The 17,557-nt window shown below is 72.0% G+C and carries 16 protein-coding genes; 3 read left to right on the top strand and 13 right to left on the bottom strand.

Features of this window, described 5'->3' with window-relative positions; genetic code table 11:
* Nucleotides 1-24: 24 nt before the first annotated feature.
* Nucleotides 25-1,032: a Gfo/Idh/MocA family protein gene (locus AC1DPN_RS06560; protein WP_477083932.1), complete on the top strand. Its 1,008-nt coding sequence runs from the start codon at nucleotides 25-27 to the stop codon at nucleotides 1,030-1,032.
* A gap of 48 nt (nucleotides 1,033-1,080) precedes the next feature.
* On the opposite strand, the gene AC1DPN_RS06555 is transcribed toward AC1DPN_RS06560, so the two are convergent.
* A complete protein-coding gene (locus tag AC1DPN_RS06555) occupies nucleotides 1,081-1,953 on the bottom strand; it encodes an alpha/beta hydrolase (protein ID WP_477083931.1) in 873 nt (290 codons plus the stop codon).
* Nucleotides 1,950-2,774 (bottom strand): alpha/beta fold hydrolase, encoded by an 825-nt coding sequence (locus AC1DPN_RS06550; RefSeq protein WP_477083930.1) that lies wholly within the window; start codon nucleotides 2,772-2,774, stop codon nucleotides 1,950-1,952. Before AC1DPN_RS06550 ends, AC1DPN_RS06555 begins: the two co-directional genes overlap by 4 nt.
* Before the next feature lie 188 nt (nucleotides 2,775-2,962).
* Between AC1DPN_RS06550 and AC1DPN_RS06545 the strand changes: the two genes are divergently transcribed.
* Nucleotides 2,963-3,946 (top strand): helix-turn-helix domain-containing protein, encoded by a 984-nt coding sequence (locus AC1DPN_RS06545; RefSeq protein WP_477083929.1) that lies wholly within the window; start codon nucleotides 2,963-2,965, stop codon nucleotides 3,944-3,946.
* Between the two features lie 25 nt (nucleotides 3,947-3,971).
* On the opposite strand, the gene AC1DPN_RS06540 is transcribed toward AC1DPN_RS06545, so the two are convergent.
* The 9 genes from AC1DPN_RS06540 to AC1DPN_RS06500 all read right to left on the bottom strand — a co-directional run bounded on the left by AC1DPN_RS06540 (nucleotide 3,972) and on the right by AC1DPN_RS06500 (nucleotide 15,334).
* Nucleotides 3,972-4,889 carry a pseudouridine synthase gene (locus AC1DPN_RS06540; RefSeq protein WP_477083928.1) on the bottom strand — a complete coding sequence of 306 codons (918 nt, stop codon included), beginning with the start codon at nucleotides 4,887-4,889 and terminating at the stop codon, nucleotides 3,972-3,974.
* Between the two features lie 125 nt (nucleotides 4,890-5,014).
* Nucleotides 5,015-6,676, bottom strand: a complete 1,662-nt coding sequence (locus AC1DPN_RS06535; protein WP_477083927.1) for a S41 family peptidase — start codon at nucleotides 6,674-6,676, stop codon at nucleotides 5,015-5,017.
* Nucleotides 6,673-8,214: an amidohydrolase family protein gene (locus AC1DPN_RS06530; RefSeq protein WP_477083926.1), complete on the bottom strand. Its 1,542-nt coding sequence runs from the start codon at nucleotides 8,212-8,214 to the stop codon at nucleotides 6,673-6,675. The genes AC1DPN_RS06535 and AC1DPN_RS06530 overlap by 4 nt, the downstream gene beginning before the upstream one ends.
* A 9-nt stretch (nucleotides 8,215-8,223) precedes the next feature.
* Nucleotides 8,224-9,048: a uracil-DNA glycosylase family protein gene (locus tag AC1DPN_RS06525; RefSeq protein WP_477083925.1), complete on the bottom strand. Its 825-nt coding sequence runs from the start codon at nucleotides 9,046-9,048 to the stop codon at nucleotides 8,224-8,226.
* Between the two features lie 230 nt (nucleotides 9,049-9,278).
* Nucleotides 9,279-10,199, bottom strand: coding sequence for a siderophore-interacting protein (locus AC1DPN_RS06520; RefSeq protein WP_477083924.1), 921 nt, complete (start codon nucleotides 10,197-10,199; stop codon nucleotides 9,279-9,281).
* Nucleotides 10,199-12,301, bottom strand: coding sequence for an iron ABC transporter permease (locus AC1DPN_RS06515; RefSeq protein ID WP_477083923.1), 2,103 nt, complete (start codon nucleotides 12,299-12,301; stop codon nucleotides 10,199-10,201). The genes AC1DPN_RS06520 and AC1DPN_RS06515 overlap by 1 nt, the downstream gene beginning before the upstream one ends.
* Before the next feature lie 34 nt (nucleotides 12,302-12,335).
* Nucleotides 12,336-13,328 (bottom strand): ABC transporter substrate-binding protein, encoded by a 993-nt coding sequence (locus tag AC1DPN_RS06510; protein ID WP_477083922.1) that lies wholly within the window; start codon nucleotides 13,326-13,328, stop codon nucleotides 12,336-12,338.
* 32 nt (nucleotides 13,329-13,360) lie between these two features.
* Nucleotides 13,361-14,212 carry an ABC transporter ATP-binding protein gene (locus tag AC1DPN_RS06505; protein ID WP_477083921.1) on the bottom strand — a complete coding sequence of 284 codons (852 nt, stop codon included), beginning with the start codon at nucleotides 14,210-14,212 and terminating at the stop codon, nucleotides 13,361-13,363.
* Between the two features lie 51 nt (nucleotides 14,213-14,263).
* Nucleotides 14,264-15,334 (bottom strand): VIT1/CCC1 transporter family protein, encoded by a 1,071-nt coding sequence (locus tag AC1DPN_RS06500; RefSeq protein WP_477083920.1) that lies wholly within the window; start codon nucleotides 15,332-15,334, stop codon nucleotides 14,264-14,266.
* A gap of 124 nt (nucleotides 15,335-15,458) precedes the next feature.
* On the opposite strand from AC1DPN_RS06500, the gene AC1DPN_RS06495 reads away from it, so the two are divergent.
* Nucleotides 15,459-15,842 carry an ATP-binding protein gene (locus tag AC1DPN_RS06495; protein ID WP_477083919.1) on the top strand — a complete coding sequence of 128 codons (384 nt, stop codon included), beginning with the start codon at nucleotides 15,459-15,461 and terminating at the stop codon, nucleotides 15,840-15,842.
* A gap of 65 nt (nucleotides 15,843-15,907) precedes the next feature.
* On the opposite strand, the gene AC1DPN_RS06490 is transcribed toward AC1DPN_RS06495, so the two are convergent.
* Both AC1DPN_RS06490 and AC1DPN_RS06485 read right to left on the bottom strand, forming a co-directional pair.
* Nucleotides 15,908-17,005: a Gfo/Idh/MocA family protein gene (locus tag AC1DPN_RS06490; protein WP_477083918.1), complete on the bottom strand. Its 1,098-nt coding sequence runs from the start codon at nucleotides 17,003-17,005 to the stop codon at nucleotides 15,908-15,910.
* On the bottom strand, nucleotides 17,002-17,553 hold the full coding sequence (locus AC1DPN_RS06485; protein WP_477083917.1) for a dihydrofolate reductase family protein: 552 nt from the start codon (nucleotides 17,551-17,553) through the stop codon (nucleotides 17,002-17,004). Before AC1DPN_RS06485 ends, AC1DPN_RS06490 begins: the two co-directional genes overlap by 4 nt.
* Nucleotides 17,554-17,557 lie beyond the last annotated feature (4 nt).

Here is a 17,557-nt window from a genome sequence, read left to right as displayed (position 1 = left end):
ACCACACCCGGATGGAGCCTTGCCATGCCCGCTGCGATCACCGATGACCGTCCGATCCGCTGGGGAATCCTCGGGGCCGGATCGATCGCCGACACCGTGTGCTCCGACCTGCGCCTGACGGCGGGCAACGTGGTGGTCGCGGTCGCCGCGCGCGACGCGGACCGGGCCGCCGCGTTCGCCGCCACGCACGGCGCGGCGCGCAGCTACGGCGCGTACGAGGACCTGGTCGCCGACGAGGACGTCGACGTGGTCTACGTCGCGACGACGCACCCGAACCACCACCGCCAGGCCCTCATGGCGATCGCGGCCGGGAAGGCGGTGCTCGTCGAGAAGCCGGTCTGCCTGCACGCCGACCAGGCCCGCGAGGTCTTCGAGGCGGCCCGCGCAGCCGACGTGTTCGCGATGGAGGCGATGTGGACCCGCGCCAACCCGCTGATCCGCAAGGCGCAGGAGCTCGTCGCGGACGGCGTCATCGGCGAGGTCCAGCACGTGCGCGCGTCGTTCGGCGTCGGCGTCCCGTTCGACCCGACGAGCCGCCTCTACGACCTCGCCAACGGGGGCGGTTCGCTGCTCGACCTCGGGGTGTACCCGATCACGATCGCCTCGCTGTTCGTCGGGCTGCCCGACCGCTCGAGCTGGGCCGGCACCCTCTCGCCGGCCGGTGCCGACGAGACCGTGGCGATGCAGTGGACGCGTGACGGGCGCCCGACCGCGCAGCTGCTGTGCTCGGCGTCCATCGCGACGTCGAACGACGCCGTGATCAGCGGGACGAAGGGCTTCCTGCGGCTGGAGGGCGCCGCGCACCGGTCGGACGGACTGGTCGTGAGCGTCGGAGGCGAGGAGTACCGGATCGAGGACCCGCTCAAGGACCTGGGCACCGGCTACACCCCCGAGATCGAGGAGGTCGAGCGGTGCCTGCGCGCGGGGCTGCTCGAGAGCCCCCTGATCCCCCACGCCGACACGATCGCCATCCAGGAGCTCATGGACGAGGGTCTCGCCGCGCTCGGAGTCGTCTACCCGCAGGACGCCTAGAGCCGGCTGCGACCGCCCCCGGGCACACCCCGGGGACGGTCGCGGCACTCAACGCTCGTCAGACCGCGCGACGCGCGTCGACTGCGCGGAGATGAACGCCAGCGCGGACTCGGCGACGAGCTCCCACCCGCTGTCGATGGTCAACGAGTGACCCCGATCCGGGATCTCCTCGATCTCGGTGGTGGCGACGTTGCGCCGCTGCTTCTTGTAGGACGCGTTCGTGATCGCCCACGGCACGGTGTGGTCCGCGCCCCCCGAGATCAGCTTCATGGGCCCCCGGTCCGGAGCGAGCGTGTCCACCGACGCCTCCGACCGGAAGGAGTAGTTGGCCAGCGCGGCCTGGAACAACGGGCGACCGGGCGCGGCGATGTGGTGGGACTCGAACAGCCGCTCCGCCTCTGCCTCGGACAGGGTGTTGGCCCAGCCGTACCGGAACTGGTCGAAGGTCAGGGCGACCGCCCGCTTGCGGTTCGCGGGGTTCCCGAGCACCGGGAGCGACGACCGCAGGGTCGAGAGCGGCAGCGGGAGGACCCCCTTGAACGGGGCCGGGTCGATCGCCACGGAGGCGGACGCCAGCCCCATGCCGGCGAGCTTCTGGGTGATCAGCCCGCCGAACGAGTGGCCGATCACGACCGGCTTCACCTCCAGCGCGCGGATGACGTCGGCCACGTGGCCGGTGACCTGGGCGACGCCCTTGCCCGCCAGCACGGACGGGTCGCGACGAGCCGCGTCGACGGTCGCGGGGTCGTCGGGCCAGCTCGGGGCGATCGTCGCGAAGCCGCGCGACTCGAGGTACTCCCGCCACGGGTCCCAGGATCCGGCGAGGAGCCAGAGGCCGTGGACGAGGACGACGGTGGGCCGGCCGGACGCGTTGGCCGCGGCGATCTGGGTCCGCTCGGCGGCGGTGAACGTGTCGCTCATCGGCTCAGGAACGCGAGGAGGTCGGCGTTGAGCTGGTCCTTGTGCGTGTCCGTGATGCCGTGCGGCGCACCCGCGTAGACCGTGAGCTCGGCGTCCTTGATCAGCGCGGCCGAGGCCTGGCCGCCCACCTCGATCGGCACCACCTGGTCGTCGTCCCCGTGGATCACCAGCGTGGGGACGTCGAAGGTGGCCAGGTCGTCGCGGAAGTCGGTGGCCGAGAACGCGGCGATGCTCTCGTACGCGTTGCGGTGGCCGGCCTGCAACCCCTGGCGCCAGAACACGTCCTGCATGCCCTGCGAGACGGACCCCGGGGCGCGGTTGTTGCCGAAGAACGGGCCGGCGGCGAGGTCCTTGTACAGCTGGGACCGGTCGGCGAGCGACCCCGCGCGCAGCCCGTCGAACACGTCGATCGGCACCCCGCCGGGGTTGTCGTCGGTGCGCAGCATGAACGGCGGCACGGCTGAGACCAGGACCGCACGGGAAACCCGCGCGGTGCCGTGCCGGCCGATGTAGCGGGAGATCTCGCCGCCACCCGTCGAGAAGCCGACGAGCGTGAGGTCGGTGAGGTCGAGCGTCTCGATGAGGGTCGCCAGGTCGTCGGCGTAGGTGTCCATCTCGTTGCCGTCCCACGTCTGGGTGGACCGCCCGTGGCCGCGTCGGTCGTGCGCGATCACCCGGTACCCGTGGCCGGCCAGGAACAGCGCCTGGGCCTCCCAGCTGTCGCTGTTGAGCGGCCAGCCGTGCGCGAGGAGCACGGGCGGACCCGAACCCCAGTCCTTGTAGAAGATGTCGGTCCCGTCGAACGTGGTCACGAAGGGCATGAGGGTGCTCCTGCAGGTCAGCGGGCGTGCTGGACGTCCAGACCGTAGGAACTCAGGCCGCCCCGCGGGTTGTCCGACGGTGCACAGAACCTGACTCAGAGCGACCGGCCACCGGTTCTTGCCTGAGAGTGCACGGATTCACCGTCGAACTGCTGACTAACCGACTGCCGAGCCGCATACTCCGAGAGTTGCCTCAGGAGGGAGGGACCAACCACGTGGCCGTGCTCTTCGACACCGAGCTGGTGTCCCGCGCAGACCGCATCGATACGTGGCGGGCCGCGATGGTCGACGCCGTCCTGCCGATGAACCTGCACATCCCCGACGCCGACCGACTGTCGGCTCGCGTGGAGGCCTGGCAGCTGGGCGACCTGCGCCTCGTGCGCGCTGCCTCGAATGTCGGGATGTCGATGGCTCTCACGCCGCGCCAGGCCGGCGCCCGCGACGAGCCGCTGTTCAGCGTCGGGCTCGCCCTGTGCGGGGGCGGCCAGTACGAGCAGTTCGGCGTCCAGCGCTCGCTGCCCCACGGCGAGCTGCACGGCGTCGACCTGAGCACTCCCTTCACGTACGGGCGCGACGAAGGCGGTCCGTCGCTCTCGCTGACCGCCATGACCGCGAACCAGCTCGGCATGCCCGTCGACGCGCTCCGACGCGCCACGGCCCGGCTGCACGCGAGTCCGCTCTACCCGTTGGTCCGCCAGCACGCGCGCAGCCTCGCGGCGACGCCGTCGCTCGCCGACGACCCCGCGGCGACCGAGCTGGGCACCGCGACGATCGAGCTGGTCCGGGCCCTCTTCGCGTCCGCGTCCCGCGACGTCCGCCACGGCCGTGACCTGCTCGCCGACACCCTGATGACCCGCGTCCGCACCTACGTCCGCCTGAACCTGCGCGACCCCGACCTGAGGCCCGCGCGGATCGCCGCGGCGCACAACATCTCCGTCCGCTACCTGTTCCGGATCTGCCAGGAGGCCGGGTTCAGCATCGAGCAGTGGATCATCACGCAGCGTCTGCTCGGTGCTCGTGACGAGCTGACCTCGTCGGCGAGCCGCGGCCGGAGCATCGAGGCGATCTCCCGCGGCTGGGGGTTCGCCGACCCGGCGCACTTCAGTCGACGGTTCCGTGACCGCTTCGGCATGACGCCGCGCGAGTGGCGCCAGCAGACGTCGCGAGGCTGAACGGCTGACGGAGGCCGCGGCTCTGTCAGGCCGTCAGCGGGATGCTCCGGAGGCTGCGGAACTGCCGCGGGGCGCCGTTGACCGGGTCGGTGAACGCGAGCTCGCCGGCGAGCAGCTGCAGCGGCCTGCTGAAGTCGTCGACCTCGACGTCGAGCACCTCGGGATACAGCGGGTCGTCGAGGATCGGGATACCGAGCCCGTTCAGGTGGACGCGCAGCTGGTGGGTACGGCCCGTGCTGGGCGTCAGGCGGTAGACCCCGCGGCCGTCCACCTGCGACTCGAGCTCGATCCGTGTCTCGGCGTTGACCGGGGCGCCAGGCACGACCTCGGCCTGCCAGGAGCCGCGCTCCTTGCGGAGGTGGTTGCGGACCACGACCGGCAGCGCCAGGTCCGCGCGCAACGGCGCCAGCGCCCAGTACGTCTTGTGCACCGCACGGTGCTCGAACAGGGTCTGGTACGGCCCGCGCCACCGGGACTCCGTCGCCAGCATCAGCAGGCCGGACGTGACCCGGTCCAGCCGGTGCAGAGGCGACAGCTCCGGCAGGTCCAGCTCGGCGCGCAGGCGGACGACCACGCTCTGCATCACGTGCCGGCCACGCGGGATCGAGGACAGGAAGGCGGGCTTGTCGACGACGACGAGGCGGTCGTCGCGGTGCACCACGTGGATCGGGGCGGTCACCTCGGGCTCGTCTCGCAGGTCGCGGTGGAACCACACGAACTGGTGCGGCGCGAAGGGCGCCTCGGCGAGCACCACGCGACCGCCCTCGTCGACGAAGCACTGCCGCTCCAGCATGTCGGCGACGTCCACGTGGTCGGGCAGCCGGTCCCGGAGCCAGGCGCCCATCGTCGGCCACTCGTCAGCGCGGGAGCGGTCGCGATCCGGGGTCCGCAGCCAGGCGGCGCTCAGGCCGTGCCGCGGGGGCAACGGCGATCTGGGGGGCACCCGTCGATGCTACGGCTGGGCGCACGGCCCAGTTCGCACAGCAACAGCACAGGTCACGACGTCGACGATCCGCACGAGACCCGTCGATGTCCGTGGAAGATCGCGTGCACCGGGGAGGCCCGGCGTCAGGTCGACGTGAGCAGCCGGGCACAGAACTCCGTGAGGTCCTCGTTGCCGTTCAGGACGTCACGCTCGGTCATCGCGTAGCGCTCCTCCCCCGAGACGCCGACGTCCTCGATCGCGAGCCCGGCGGAGGAACCCGCTCGGGCGACCCGTCGTACGGAGAGGGAGTAGCCGATCCCCGGGGGGCGCGGCGGCAGCGGCAGGCCCGCCACGTGGTACGCGTACTCGATGTCGTCGCTGGTCCACACGTTGGCTCCACCGCCGCCGGTTCCCTCGCCGATCGAGACGATCTGGCCGATGCCGTGGTCCGCGATGCCGGCGGCGAAGATGTCCCCGCTGGAGAAGGTGTTGGGATTGACGACGACGACCACCGGACCGTCGTAGGCCACGGCGCGACCGTTGCAGCGTTCGGGGTCGGAGATGGTCAGGTGCTGGGAGTACTCCTCGCCCAGGTCGATCGCGGTGCTGACCGATGCGGCCCAGTCGGCCAGGTCGGCGCCGTTGCCGTCGGCGTCGGCCATCGCGGCGACGGCCGGTGTCGCGCGCAGCGCGAAGCGGACCGGTTGGACGACGTCCGTCGTGAACAGCTGCAGGAGCCGCTCCGCGACCTCGATGACGCCGCCGGGGTTCGAGCGCACGTCGATGATCAGGCCCGTGCGCGGCATCGAGCGAAGGACGCGGTCGACCTCGTCGAGGAACGCGTCGCTGTGGTCCACGTCGAAGGTCCACAGCCGCAGGTAGCCGACCGTGCCGTGGCTCGTCGGCACCTCGCGCACCGAGAGCGCGTCCGGAAAAGCGGTCTCCGTCCAGGCCGCCGCCTTGGCGACCCGTCGGCGCGCGTCGGTCTCCTGCTGCCAGAGCGCGGGCTGGAAGAGCAGCTTGCGCGCCCGTCGCGCGGCCTCGCTGGTGGCGTCGACGGCGCGGCGGCTGCGCAGCTCGATGGTGTCCGTCGCGCTCAGCGCGGTCGACGGCTCGATCGCACGCCACTCGAAGCGGATCGTGCGGTCCGGTCCGTCTGCGGCGGCGGCTCGGTAGCCGATATCGACCCACAGCTCGTCGGGCCGCGGAAGGTACGCGAGCGGCCGTTGGGTCATGGTCTCGAGAGCACGGGCTCGTCGGGCGTCCAGCCGACCGCCGGTCAGGGTCTCGGCGTAGAGGTCGATCGCGCGTGAAAACGGGGTCCCGTTCCAGGTGGTGACCCGGACCCCGGGGACGAAGTCGTCGTCGTCGACGGCGTCGCTGACCTTGGTGACCACGTAGGTGGGCTTCTGGTACTCGCCGAAGACCTCGACGAGGAACGGCAGCGCGGCGACGTACCGCGCCCGGCGTGGATCGCGGCCGTGCACGTAGAGCTGGGTGTGCTGGTCCCGCAGGCGGTTGATCACGTACGTCAGCTCACGGAGGAACTCAGCCGAACCCAGGTACGGGATCTGCCGGCGCAGAGCCTGGAGAGCGCGCACCGGGTCGTACCCGTAGAGCGACCTCTTCTGCTCGTAGTGCACGTAGACGTCGGTCATCAGCTGGCACCACAGGTCGACGAGGTCGTGACGCTGCGGGACGGTCAGCTCCACCGGCGGGTCGGACGGGTCGTCAGGGACACCGGGCACGAGGCTCAGCGGGCGACCCTGCTGGGCCTCCTGCGTCGTGCCGTCCAGCGCGCTCACAGCCCGAACTCCCGCCTCAGGGGCGCGAGGATCCCCGCCTGGATAGGGTTGGCGTCGAGCGTGTCGAAGAAGTCGCGGTCGTGGTCGATCGCGGGGACGGGCGGGATCGTGACCGAGCTGGGGTCCTTGGGCGGTCCTGCACGACCCGTGCGCCGCGAGTCCGGCATGTCGAGGAAGAGCTCGAGGTCGGCGTCGTCGGCGAACCGCGAACCCGCGAACGCCCGGGCCGTGGCGTTCGCGATCGCCGCGGGCGGGTCTTCCTGCACGGTCTGGAGCGTGCCCACGATCTGCTCCCACGACCAGGCCCGAGCGGTGTCGGCCGGGTCGGGCAGCGCGGCCAGCTTGCGGCGATGCCGGACGGTCATCGGGAAGGCCTGCGGCGCGCCGGCGGCGAGCATCAGGTCCTCGTCGCCGTAGCGCGGCACGCCCTTCACGACGACGAGCTCGACGTGCAGCTCGGTCGCCGCGAGGATCCGGTGCCACGCATCCCCGGGGCCGTGCCCACGCAGGACCGTGACGTCAGCGAAGCCGCCGGGCACCAGCCGACCGATCGGGCGGCCCCAGCACCGGGCGAGGAGGTCGCCGGGGTTCGAGGTGACCATCTGGACGACGTCGCGGTCGCTGACGGAGTAGCCGAAGTGGTGGGCCGCGAGTCGCGCCGCCTTCATCTCCCCCAGCAGGTTCCGGGTTCCCGACGGCCCCCAGTCCGAGCCCAGGCAGACGCGCACCCCGCGCGACCTGGCGTCGTCGATCAAGGTGGTGTCCCGGTACAGGACGAGGTTCGACAGCGGCGACCACACGACGCCGCCGGCGTTCGGCGTCGCCCACTCGAGCCAGTCGTCGGCCTCCAGGGCGCAGCAGTGGATCCCGATGAACGTCGGCAGGAGCCCGTCGGTGCGCTGCAGGTCCGTGAAGTCCCGGCGCACCCGAGAGTCCTTCATGCCCTCGGCGCAGTGGTAGATGAACCCGGCACCGTTCGCCATCTGGCGCACCGCGACGGCCAGACTGTCGCCGGTCTTGGTCACCACCGAGGTGCGGATCAGGTCGGCTCCGACCTTTCCGTCGCGGCCGGCGCGCTCGTCGTCGACGTTGCGCATCACGGTCTGGTAGCCACGGTTGGCTGAAGGCCAGCCCTGCGCGGACGTCGCCCCACCCGCCATCTCGCGCACCTGCACGTACCCGAGGATCGCCTCGGGGCACGCCTTGGCGTACGTCCAGGCGGGCTCGGTGATCGACCCGGTGTAGGAGTCCGCCTGCGGCCAGGCCTTGTTGTGCGACCACGGGTCGGTGCGGTGCGGCTCCGCCCACAGGGGCAGCGCGTTGTAGGCGAGGTGGTTGTGCAGGTCGATGAAGCCCGGGAGGACGTACGAGTCGCCGACGTCGACCTGCGACGCCTCGGCGAACCCGTCGACCACCCGGTCGTCGAAGGTGACGTCGACGATCTGGTCGTCGCGGATCCACACCCGACCACGACGCGGCAGCTCCAGGGCGTCGCCGACCATCGGCGCGACCTGGCCGGCGATCACGAGCTGCGCCATCGGCCCTCCTCAGGGCAAGGGCCAGGTACGGAACCGGGTGGGCACGGTCACGGTGATCGTCGCCCGCTTCTGCTGCGCGTCCTTGCCCGTGCGGGCGGCCCACGCGTCCAGGGCGCCCATCCACGCGGGCAGCCCGGGTGGCAGGTCGACGTCAGGGATCGGGGCGAGATCCTCGGCCGTGATGGTCGAGCCGTAGTGCTGCAGCGGCACCGGGGCGTCGGCGGTCACGACCCCGTGGAGGGCGTCGATCGCCAGGTTCCACGAGTCGCACAGCCGCTGGAACGCCTCGGCCTTGGTGATCGTCCCGGTCCGGCTGGCCGACTCCGGATAGGTCGGGTGCCGGACGGTCGCGTAGACGGCCTGGCTCGCGGCACCCAGCGGAGTCGTCCGCCACGCCTGGTACGCCTGGTCGGCCAGCTGGCCGAGGCTGACGATCGCCTCGATCGGCTGGTCCTTCACGATCGTGTCGATCCACCGGTTGCGGTAGGCCGTGATCGCCGGGTCCCCGATGTGGCGTGACCCACCACCCTGGCCGTACACCGAGTACAGGAACGTGTTGACCAGGACGTAGCTGCGGGTGATGCCCAGACGCGCCAGCAGGCCCTGCGTCCGCTGCCCGGCCTCGCCGACCAGGATCCGCCGTGCGATGGCCTCGTGCGCCGCCGGGTCCTGACCGATGATCAGCACCCGAGCAGTTCCGTCCAGGCGGCCGCGATGGAAGATCGGTCCCCACTCGACCCGGAACGAGTCGGCCGGGTACACCGACTCGTCTGGGTAGCTCTCCACCAGCGGCCGGTAGACGCCGCGGTAACCCCGGTCGAATTCGCGCATCATCGCGCCCTCCTCGCCCCACCCCATGATGGCGCTCCGGGTCGTCGACCCACCAGACCCGCTGCACGCGAGCGCCGGACCTACGTGATCGCCCGCCGGCGATGAGCTTGCGCGGGGCGACGATGAACGTGAGCAGACGGAATGCTCAAGAAGATGACGTAGGCAAGGATCACGTCCCGGTCGTTCAGATACACACACGCCGTCCCGCGGAAGGGCGTGGTGCACGTCGTCGGTCACTCGTCCTCGCGACGTCCCGCCCGCCAGTACCCCATGAACGCCACGGCCTTGCGGTCGACGCCACACTCACGCACGAGGTGCCGGCGCAGGGTCTTGATGACGCTCGCCTCGCCCGCGAGCCAGGCGTAGAACCCGACCCACGACCGCAGGGGTGCGCCTGACGCGTCGACGGGGACCTCCCAGAGCAGGTCGCCGGCGTCCTCGGGCTCCGTGCCCTCGCCGGTGCAGGGCAGCAGTCGGGCGCAGGCCCCCTGCACGGCGGGCACCAGGAGCGAACCGTGCGGGCGTCCGTCGCGGCCGAGGAAACGGACGACCACACCCGCGGGTGCCACGAGCGGCAGGACGTCGTCGGACAGCGGCATCTCGAGCAGGGCCTCGCCGACGGCGTCGGCAGGCAGCCGCTCCAGGATCCCCGCGATCGCGGGCAGCGCGGTCTCGTCGCCGGCCAGCAGCAGCCGGTCCACGTGGGGCGGCGGGACGAAGTCGACGCCGCCGTGCGGGCCGTCGGCCAGCGCGTTCGGACCGAACAGGACGAGCTCGTCGCCGGGGACGGCAGCGGACGCCCAGCGCGAGGCGGGGCCGAGGTCGCCGTGCAGCACGATGTCGACGTCGAGCTCGCGGACCTCCGGACGGACGCCTCGCGCGGTGTACGTGCGCATCGGGTGCCTGTGGGAAGCCGGCAGCGCCCGGTACGCGCCGAACCAGTCCTCCGAACGCCCGGCAGCCAGCAGCTCGTCGTACGACACTCCCGGCAGCGGGAGGAAGAACTTGATGCGCTGGTCCAGGCCGTTGTCGGCGAACTGGTCCAGGTCGTGGCCCGTGAACGTCACCCGCAGCACGCTCGGGCTGAGGTAGGCGGTGCGGGCCACCTGGACGGCGAACATGCGCCAGGGCAGGGCTTCGACCAGGGTCGTCATCATGCGCTCCTTCGGGTTCGCCACAGCAGGTAGATGAAGTAGGGGGCGCCGATCAGGGCGGTCAGCAGCCCGGCGGGGATCTGGGCCGGCGCGATCACCGTGCGTCCGAGGGTGTCGGCGATGCTGACCAGCAGCGCGCCGAGCAGGACGGCGACCGGGATCACGCGGGAGTGCCGTGAGCCGACGAGCGAGCGGGCCAGGTGCGGCGCGATCAGGCCGACGAACCCGACGATGCCGATCGCCGAGACCGACGCGGCCGTGAGGAGGGCGGTCACGACGAGCAGACCGAGGCGGGTGCGCTCGAGCTGCACGCCGAGCACGCGTGCCACGTCGTCGTCGACCGAGAGCACGTCGAGGTCGCGCCGCCAGCGGACCACGAGCGGGGCGAGCACCAGCAGTGCGACCGCCACCGGCACGACCTGCTCCGCCGTGCGGCCGTAGGTCGACCCGGACAGCCAGGTGAGCGCCATGGTCGTGTTCCACGGGTTGGTAAGGACGACGATCAGGGTGATCAGGGACGTCGCCGCCGCGGAGACGCCGATGCCGACGAGCACGAGCCGGTCGGAGCTCAGGCCGCGTCGTGACGCGAGCGTGTAGACGAGCGCGAACGTCGCCAGCGCACCGACGCACGCCGCCGCGGACACCATCCAGATGTTGGCCCCGGGGAACAGGACGAGGGCGAGGACCGCTCCGACGCCCGCGCCGCCCGTGATGCCCAGCAACCCCGGTTCGGCGAGCGGGTTGCGTGCGACGGCCTGCACGGTCGTGCCGGCCAGGCCGAGCGCGGCGCCCGCGAGCACCGCGGCGAACACGCGCGGCGTGCGCTGGTCGAGCACGAACGACACCTGCGTGCCGCTGACGCCCGCGAACCAGTTGGCCACGTCACCGAGCAGGAGCATCCGGTCGCCGACGAGGAAGCCGGCCACCACGGACGCGAGCACGGCCAGCGCGAGCACGACGGTGATCGTCGCGGCCCTCACCGAGGACGCGGGCCGCGCGCCGACGGCGGCGGTGCTCCGGGCCGGGCCGCTGTCCCGCAGCCGACGCGCGAGCCAGACCATGATCACGGCGCCGAACAGGCTGGTCACGACTCCCGTCGGGATCGCTACACCGGCGGTCCCGGGCACGAGCACCCGCAGCAGCACGTCGGCCGCGAGGATCACCGCGCAGCCCGCCAGCGCGGACAACGGCAGCAGCAGCCGGTGCTTGGAGAGGCCCGGGACGCGGCCGGCGACGAGCCGCGCGATGACCGGCGCACTCAGCCCGACGAACCCGATCGGCCCGGCGACCGTCACCGCGACCGCGGCCAGGAGGACTGCGAGCAGCACGGTCACCACGCGCGTGCGGCGGACGTCGAGGCCCAGCACGGAGGCCGTGTCGTCGCCGAGGGCGAGCACGTCGAGGCGTCGCGACCAGAGCACGAGGATGACGCACGCGACCAGGACCACCGGCAGCGCGTCGAGGACCTTCTGCGTCCCCGACTGCACGATCGAGCCCTCGCCCCAGGCGAACAGCCCGAGGGTCTCCTGCTCGAACAGGAGCATGAGCAGGATCGTCAGCGACGAGAGCGCGAGCATCGTCGCCGAGCCCGCGAGCACCAGCCTCGTCGGCCCCTCGGCGCCGCCGCGGGCGATCGCGAGCACGAGCGCCGCGGCCGCGAGCCCGCCGACGAAGGCGAGGGCTCCGTCGATCGCGAACGGCAGCGTGAGGCCGGTGACTGCCGCGAGGACGACCGTGAAGTAGGCGCCGGCGTTGACGGCGAGCGTGTCGGGCGAGGCGAGCGGGTTGCGCGCCACCGACTGCAGGGCGCTGCCGGACATGCCCAGCGCGGTCCCGACGAGCAGCGCGGCGAGCACCCGCGGCGCGCGGCTGGCGACCAGGACCGCGAGCGCCTCGTCGTCGTCGGCCCCCAGGAGCACCCGGACGATGTCGATGGCGCCGATGTGCGACGTGCCGAGCATGAGGTCCACCAGCGCGAGGCCGACGACCGCGAGCACGGCGATCCCGAACACGACGACGATCGTCCGGGTGCGGGCAGGGGGCGACGATGCGGGGGCCGTGACGTCCACGGCCTCTGCCCTCGTCGCGACGTCCACGCTCACGCGTGCTCCGCCCGCCACCCGGAAGATCGGCTCATCAGGAGGTCACGGCCGCCACGGCGGCGTCGATGAACGCCTCGGCCGACTGGGGCCCGCCGAACATCCAGATGCCGTCGGGCAGGCGGTGCGTGTTGCCCGCCACGACGAAGGGCAGCTGCTCCCAGATCGCGTTCCCCGTCAGGCCGTCCTTGAAGGCGTCCCCGCCGTCGGTGTCGTTGCCCACGTAGAGGAACTGGATGTCGCCGAGCCCCGTCAGGCCCTCGACGTCGGTCTGCGCGAGGCCGTAGTCGGGGTCACCCTCGGCGGTCCAGGCGTTCTCCAGGCCGAGCTCGCCGGCGACGCCGCCGAGGAACGAGCCCGGGGTGTACATGCGGATGGAGACGGCGCCGTCGGAGATCCAGCCGTCGGCCATGGTGAACGCGGCACCGGCCGCGCCGGCGTCGTCGAGCTTCTGCTTGCCGTCGGCGACCGCCGTGTCGAAGTCCGCGAGCGCGGCCTCGGCGTCGTCCGAGGTTCCCGTCGCCTCGCCGAGCACCGTGAGGGTCTTGCGCATGTGACCGATCGGGTCGGACGCGTCCGAGCCCCGCAGCGCGATGACCGGGTACTGCTCCTCGATCTGAGCGATGACCTCGGCGGGCAGGTCGGTGGTCGTGACGACGAGGTCGGGCTCCAGAGCCGCGATCGCGTCGAGGCTCGGCTCACCGCGCATGCCGACGTCCGGCACCGACGCGTCCAGCGGCACCACCGTGTCCCACGTGTTGTAGCCCTTCACGTCCGCAGCACCGACCGGCGTGACGCCGAGGGTCAGCAGGTTCTCGGTCAGACCCCACTCGAGCGAGACGACCTTGGTGGCCGGGGCGTCGAGCGTCACGGTGCCGCGGTCGTCCTGCACGGTGACAGGGCCGGCACCTGAGTCGGTTGCCGACGCCGCGGGGTCTGCAGCCTCCTCGGTGGTGCCGCACGCGCTCAGGGTGAGCGCGACGACGGCGGCCAGGACGGCCGGCAGGGTCAGGCGATGGCGGTTGCGCACAGGGATGTCCTCTGGTTCGTCGACGGGATGGGTCAGGCGGTGGTGAGGTCCGCGCACTCGCGGACGCGGGGTGCCGGGCGGGCCGAGTGCCGGCCGACCGGGCGGGTGTGCACGCGTCCGGTGTGCTCGTCGAGCACGACGTCGACGCGGATGCCGTAGGTCTCGGTGAGCGCCTCGGCGGTCAGCACCTCGTGCGGCAGACCGGCACCGACGACGACGCCGCGGCGCAGGAGGACCAGGTGGTCGGCGACGGCGGCGGCCTGGTCGAGGTCGTGCAGCACCACGCCGACCGCCACCTCGTGCTCGTCGGCCAGGTCCCGGACCAGGTCCAGGATCTCGACCTGGTAGCGCAGGTCGAGGTACGTGGTCGGCTCGTCGAGCAGCAGGACGCCGGTCTCCTGCGCCAGGCACGTGGCCAGCCAGACGCGCTGCAGCTCGCCACCGGACAGCTCGTCGACCCCGCGGGCAGCCATGGACGTGACGCCGGTGACCTCCATGGCCCAGCCGATCGCGCGCGGGCCGTCGGCGTCGTTCTGCCGCCAGCGCCCGCGATACGGGTGGCGGCCGTAGCCGACGACGTCCTGCACGCTCACCCCGGTCGGCGTCGGCCGCGACTGCGACAGCAGCGTGACGCGACGCGCGAAGTCCTTCGCGGAGAGCGCGAGCGCGTCCGGAGCGTCGGGCAGGCTGACCGAGCCGAAGGTGGGGTGGTGCAGCCGTGCGAGCGCACGCAGGACGGTGGACTTGCCGGAGCCGTTGGGCCCGACGAGCGCCGTGACCTGGCCGGGCATCAGGCGCAGGCTGGCCGACTCGACCACGACGGTCCCGTGGTAGCCCAGCCGGAGGTCGTCGCCGCGTAGGGCAGCGCCGTCGATTGCGTTCACATGGGTGAGGTTAGCCTGTACTTACTTAGGTTTGGCAAACCTTGGCGCAGATCACACCGTCGCACCGAACGCGAGACCCAGCAGGTAGGTCGCTGCAGCAGCCCCGAACCCGATGGCCAGCTGGCGCAGCGCACGCTTGCCCGGGGACGCACCCGAGAGCACGCCCACCGCGGCGCCGGTGCCCAGGAGCGCGATCCCCACGAGCCCGGCGGACCAGGCCACGGCGTCCTTGCCCTCGGCGCCCAGCAGGTACGGCAGCACCGGGATCGCGGCACCGGACGCGAAGAAGCAGAAGCTCGCCAGCGCGGCTCCCATCGCGGAACCGATCGTCTCGTGCGCCTCCTCGGCCTCCCCGGGCGCCACCAAGGTCGGTCGCGACGACACGAGCACCTGGTCGGCGCGCGCCTGCGCGTCCTCCATGGACATGCCCCGCGCGCGGTACACGAGGGCAAGCTCGTTGGCGTCGACGTCGAGGAACGGCAGGGCCTCGGCCGCCGCGTTCCCGGGACGCGACGCCTCCAGCAGCTCGCGCTGCGAACGCACCGACACGTACTCACCCGCACCCATCGAGAGCGCGCCTGCGAGCAGCCCGGCCAGGCCGGCGAGCAGCACGGCCTGCTGGGACGCGCCGCTGGCGCCGATGCCCAGGATCAGGGCGAGGTTGCTCACCAGACCGTCGTTGGCGCCGAAGACGGCCGCACGGAAGGTGCCGGACATCTTGTTGCGCCCGCGCGTGGCCAGACCGCGGACGACCTCCTCGTGAATCGCCTCGTCGGCGGCCATCGCGGGCGTCGCGTCGTGGTCGTCGTTGTAGTCGGACCGCGCCTCGGCGCGCTGTGCGAGCGCGAGCACGAACACCGAACCGAACCGGCGGGCCAGGAAGCCGAGGATGCGGGTGCGCAGGTCGCCGCGGCGGGGGTGCCCGACATCGTTGCCGAGCAGATCGAGCCAGTGCTGCTCGTGGCGCCCCTCGGCGTCGGCGAGCGCCAGCAGGATCTCGCGCTCCTCGCCTGTGCGTCGCGACGCGATGTCGCGGTAGACGGCGGCCTCGGCTCGTTCGTCGGCGAGGTACTGCCGCCAACGGCGGATCTGGCTGCGGGAAGGCTGGGTCACGGCACCCATGGTCGCAGCCGTGATCACCCGAAAAGCGCTCCAGGGCCATGTTCGAGTTGCCGAATCAACAGATGTGAACAACCGTGGTCCGGGTCGACGGGAACCCGTCGCAAGCCCGGACGGGAGGCAGCCGATGTTCGCAGAGACGGCGGTCGCCCCCGCGCTCTCGTCGATCGCGCCCGCTCGGCACTGGGCGCGTGAGCGCCTGACCGAGGCCGGTGTGACCGACGGTCCGCTCGACACCGTGGTCCTGCTCGTCAGCGAGCTCGTCACCAATGCGGTCACCCACGCCCGCCCGCCGCTCGTGCTGCGGGTGGACGTCGACGCGGAGCGCACCCGCGTCGAGGTCACCGACGGCGCGCAGGCCCTCCCCGTGGTCCACGACCCTCCCCCCACGGCGGGCGGCGGCCGCGGTGTGATGTTCGTCGACCGCCTGGCCACACGGTGGGGGACGTCGCGCGAGAAGGGGTCCGCCAAGAAGGCGGTCTGGTTCGAGCTCCGGCACGACGACGTTTGATCCTGTCCGATTTGCGAGGTTGGCTGGACGAGTCCGTTCAGCCGTGATGTCGGCCGACGGGTACATCACCCGGCCCACGCCTCCGTGCCGACGCGGACCGTCTCGCCCGTGCGCGCCGCCTCCTCGATGGCCAGGCCCAGCAGGTGGTCGTGGCAACCGTCGGCCAGGGGGTACGGGGGTCCGGCCTCTCCGCGCAGCCAGGCACCGGTGGCGTCGAGCAGACCGGCGACCGCGATGTCCTCGTCGGACAGGCGCGCGCCGTTGTAGTCGTTCCGGAACAGCACCTCGCCGTCGAGGCTGAGGTGCTCGAGGTCGAACCCGTCGAGGTTCTGCTCGATCCCCGCGACCCGCCGCTCGATGGTCGAGCTGAGCACCGTCCGGTCGGCCGCCCAGCGCGTGAACGTCTGGTCGACCAGCTCGCCGTGCGACCCCCGGATCACGAGCCGGTTCGTGCGCAGCGGGTTGTGCCACTGGTTGTCGGTGAAGTCGTACAGCGCGCTGCGGCCCTCGCCGAAGTCGAGGGTGGCGAGGGTGGTGGCCGCCTGCGCGGGCTCGGTGGCGTTCGTCCAGCCGTCGCGGCTCAGCGGGTCGAGCAGCGGTGCGACGAAGGACGTCGCCTTGACGGTCACCGGCCCGCGGCCCGCCCCGAGGAACATCCGGATGAGCGCGACCGCGTGGTACAGGTGCGTCGACGAGATCTGCACGCTCGTCGGGACGCCGATGATCGGAAGGGCCGCGAGGCGCGCAGAGTGCACCGGAAGGTAGGGGCTGTGCTCGGCCACCTGCACCAGCCCGGTCGAGCCCACGTCGTCCCACAGCTCACGCAGGCCGTCGGGGTCGGGAGCGGGCGGCGTCTCCGCGAGCACCGGCACCCCCAGCGCCACGACTTCGCGGATCACCTCAGGCGTGACCGGCCAGGGCACCGAGACGACGACGAACTCCGGCCGGTCGGGCGACACACCGGCACCTGCGACCGCTCCCGTGACCAGCTCCTCGACCGTGCGCACGGTCGGTACGCCCCACTCGGCCTCGACGAACGCACCCCGTTCCGCCGACCGCGTCACGACACCTACGCACTCGAACCGGTCGGGCAGCAGGCGCGCCATCCGCACGAAGAACTCGGCCCGCCACCCGCTCCCGACGACCCCGAAACGCGTGGTCATGACGCCACCGCGTAGCGCAGCTGCACGACGCCGTTGCCGAAGGTCTTGGTCCCCAGCAGCCGCAGGTCCACCGGCACCTCGAGCGCCGGCCTGCCCGCCCCGATAGCGACGGGGTTCACGAACAGCCAGACCTCGTCGACGAGCCCGAGCCGGAAGAACTCCGCCGCGAGGTCAGGGCCGCCCACCACCATGTCGCCACCCGGCTGGTCCTTGAGCGCCAGCACCTCGTCCCGCGACACCGAGCGCACGACCGTCACGTTCCAGTCGGTGGAGACGTCGTGCTCCCGCGAGTAGACGTACTTCGGCTTGTCGCGCCAGATGCCGGCGTACTCGCCCACCGCTCCGCCCTGGGTCTCGTCGGCGGTCGGCCAGTACGCGGCCATCAGCTCGTGCGTCACGCGCCCGTCGAGGTAGGCGCTCATCGGCCGGAAGATGTCGTTGAAGTACTGGTGGAGCTCGTCGTCCACGCGACCCCAGGAGATGTCGTGGTCGGGGCCCTCGAAGTACCCGTCGAGCGAGACGGACAGCGAGAAGACGATCTTGCGCACGGGC

Source organism: Cellulomonas sp. P4_H4, assembly GCF_056400865.1.
Note: the sequence above shows the minus strand (reverse complement) of the source record. Positions and strands in the feature narration are given on the sequence as shown.

Coding starts and splice junctions, on each gene's coding strand:
- AC1DPN_RS06560 (WP_477083932.1), top strand. CDS start 25: ATGCCCGCTGCGATCACCGATGACCGTCCGATCCGCTGGGGAATCCTC.
- AC1DPN_RS06555 (WP_477083931.1), bottom strand. CDS start 1,953: ATGAGCGACACGTTCACCGCCGCCGAGCGGACCCAGATCGCCGCGGCC.
- AC1DPN_RS06550 (WP_477083930.1), bottom strand. CDS start 2,774: ATGCCCTTCGTGACCACGTTCGACGGGACCGACATCTTCTACAAGGAC.
- AC1DPN_RS06530 (WP_477083926.1), bottom strand. CDS start 8,214: ATGGCGCAGCTCGTGATCGCCGGCCAGGTCGCGCCGATGGTCGGCGAC.
- AC1DPN_RS06525 (WP_477083925.1), bottom strand. CDS start 9,048: ATGATGCGCGAATTCGACCGGGGTTACCGCGGCGTCTACCGGCCGCTG.
- AC1DPN_RS06520 (WP_477083924.1), bottom strand. CDS start 10,199: ATGACGACCCTGGTCGAAGCCCTGCCCTGGCGCATGTTCGCCGTCCAG.
- AC1DPN_RS06500 (WP_477083920.1), bottom strand. CDS start 15,334: ATGGGTGCCGTGACCCAGCCTTCCCGCAGCCAGATCCGCCGTTGGCGG.
- AC1DPN_RS06495 (WP_477083919.1), top strand. CDS start 15,459: ATGTTCGCAGAGACGGCGGTCGCCCCCGCGCTCTCGTCGATCGCGCCC.
- AC1DPN_RS06490 (WP_477083918.1), bottom strand. CDS start 17,005: ATGACCACGCGTTTCGGGGTCGTCGGGAGCGGGTGGCGGGCCGAGTTC.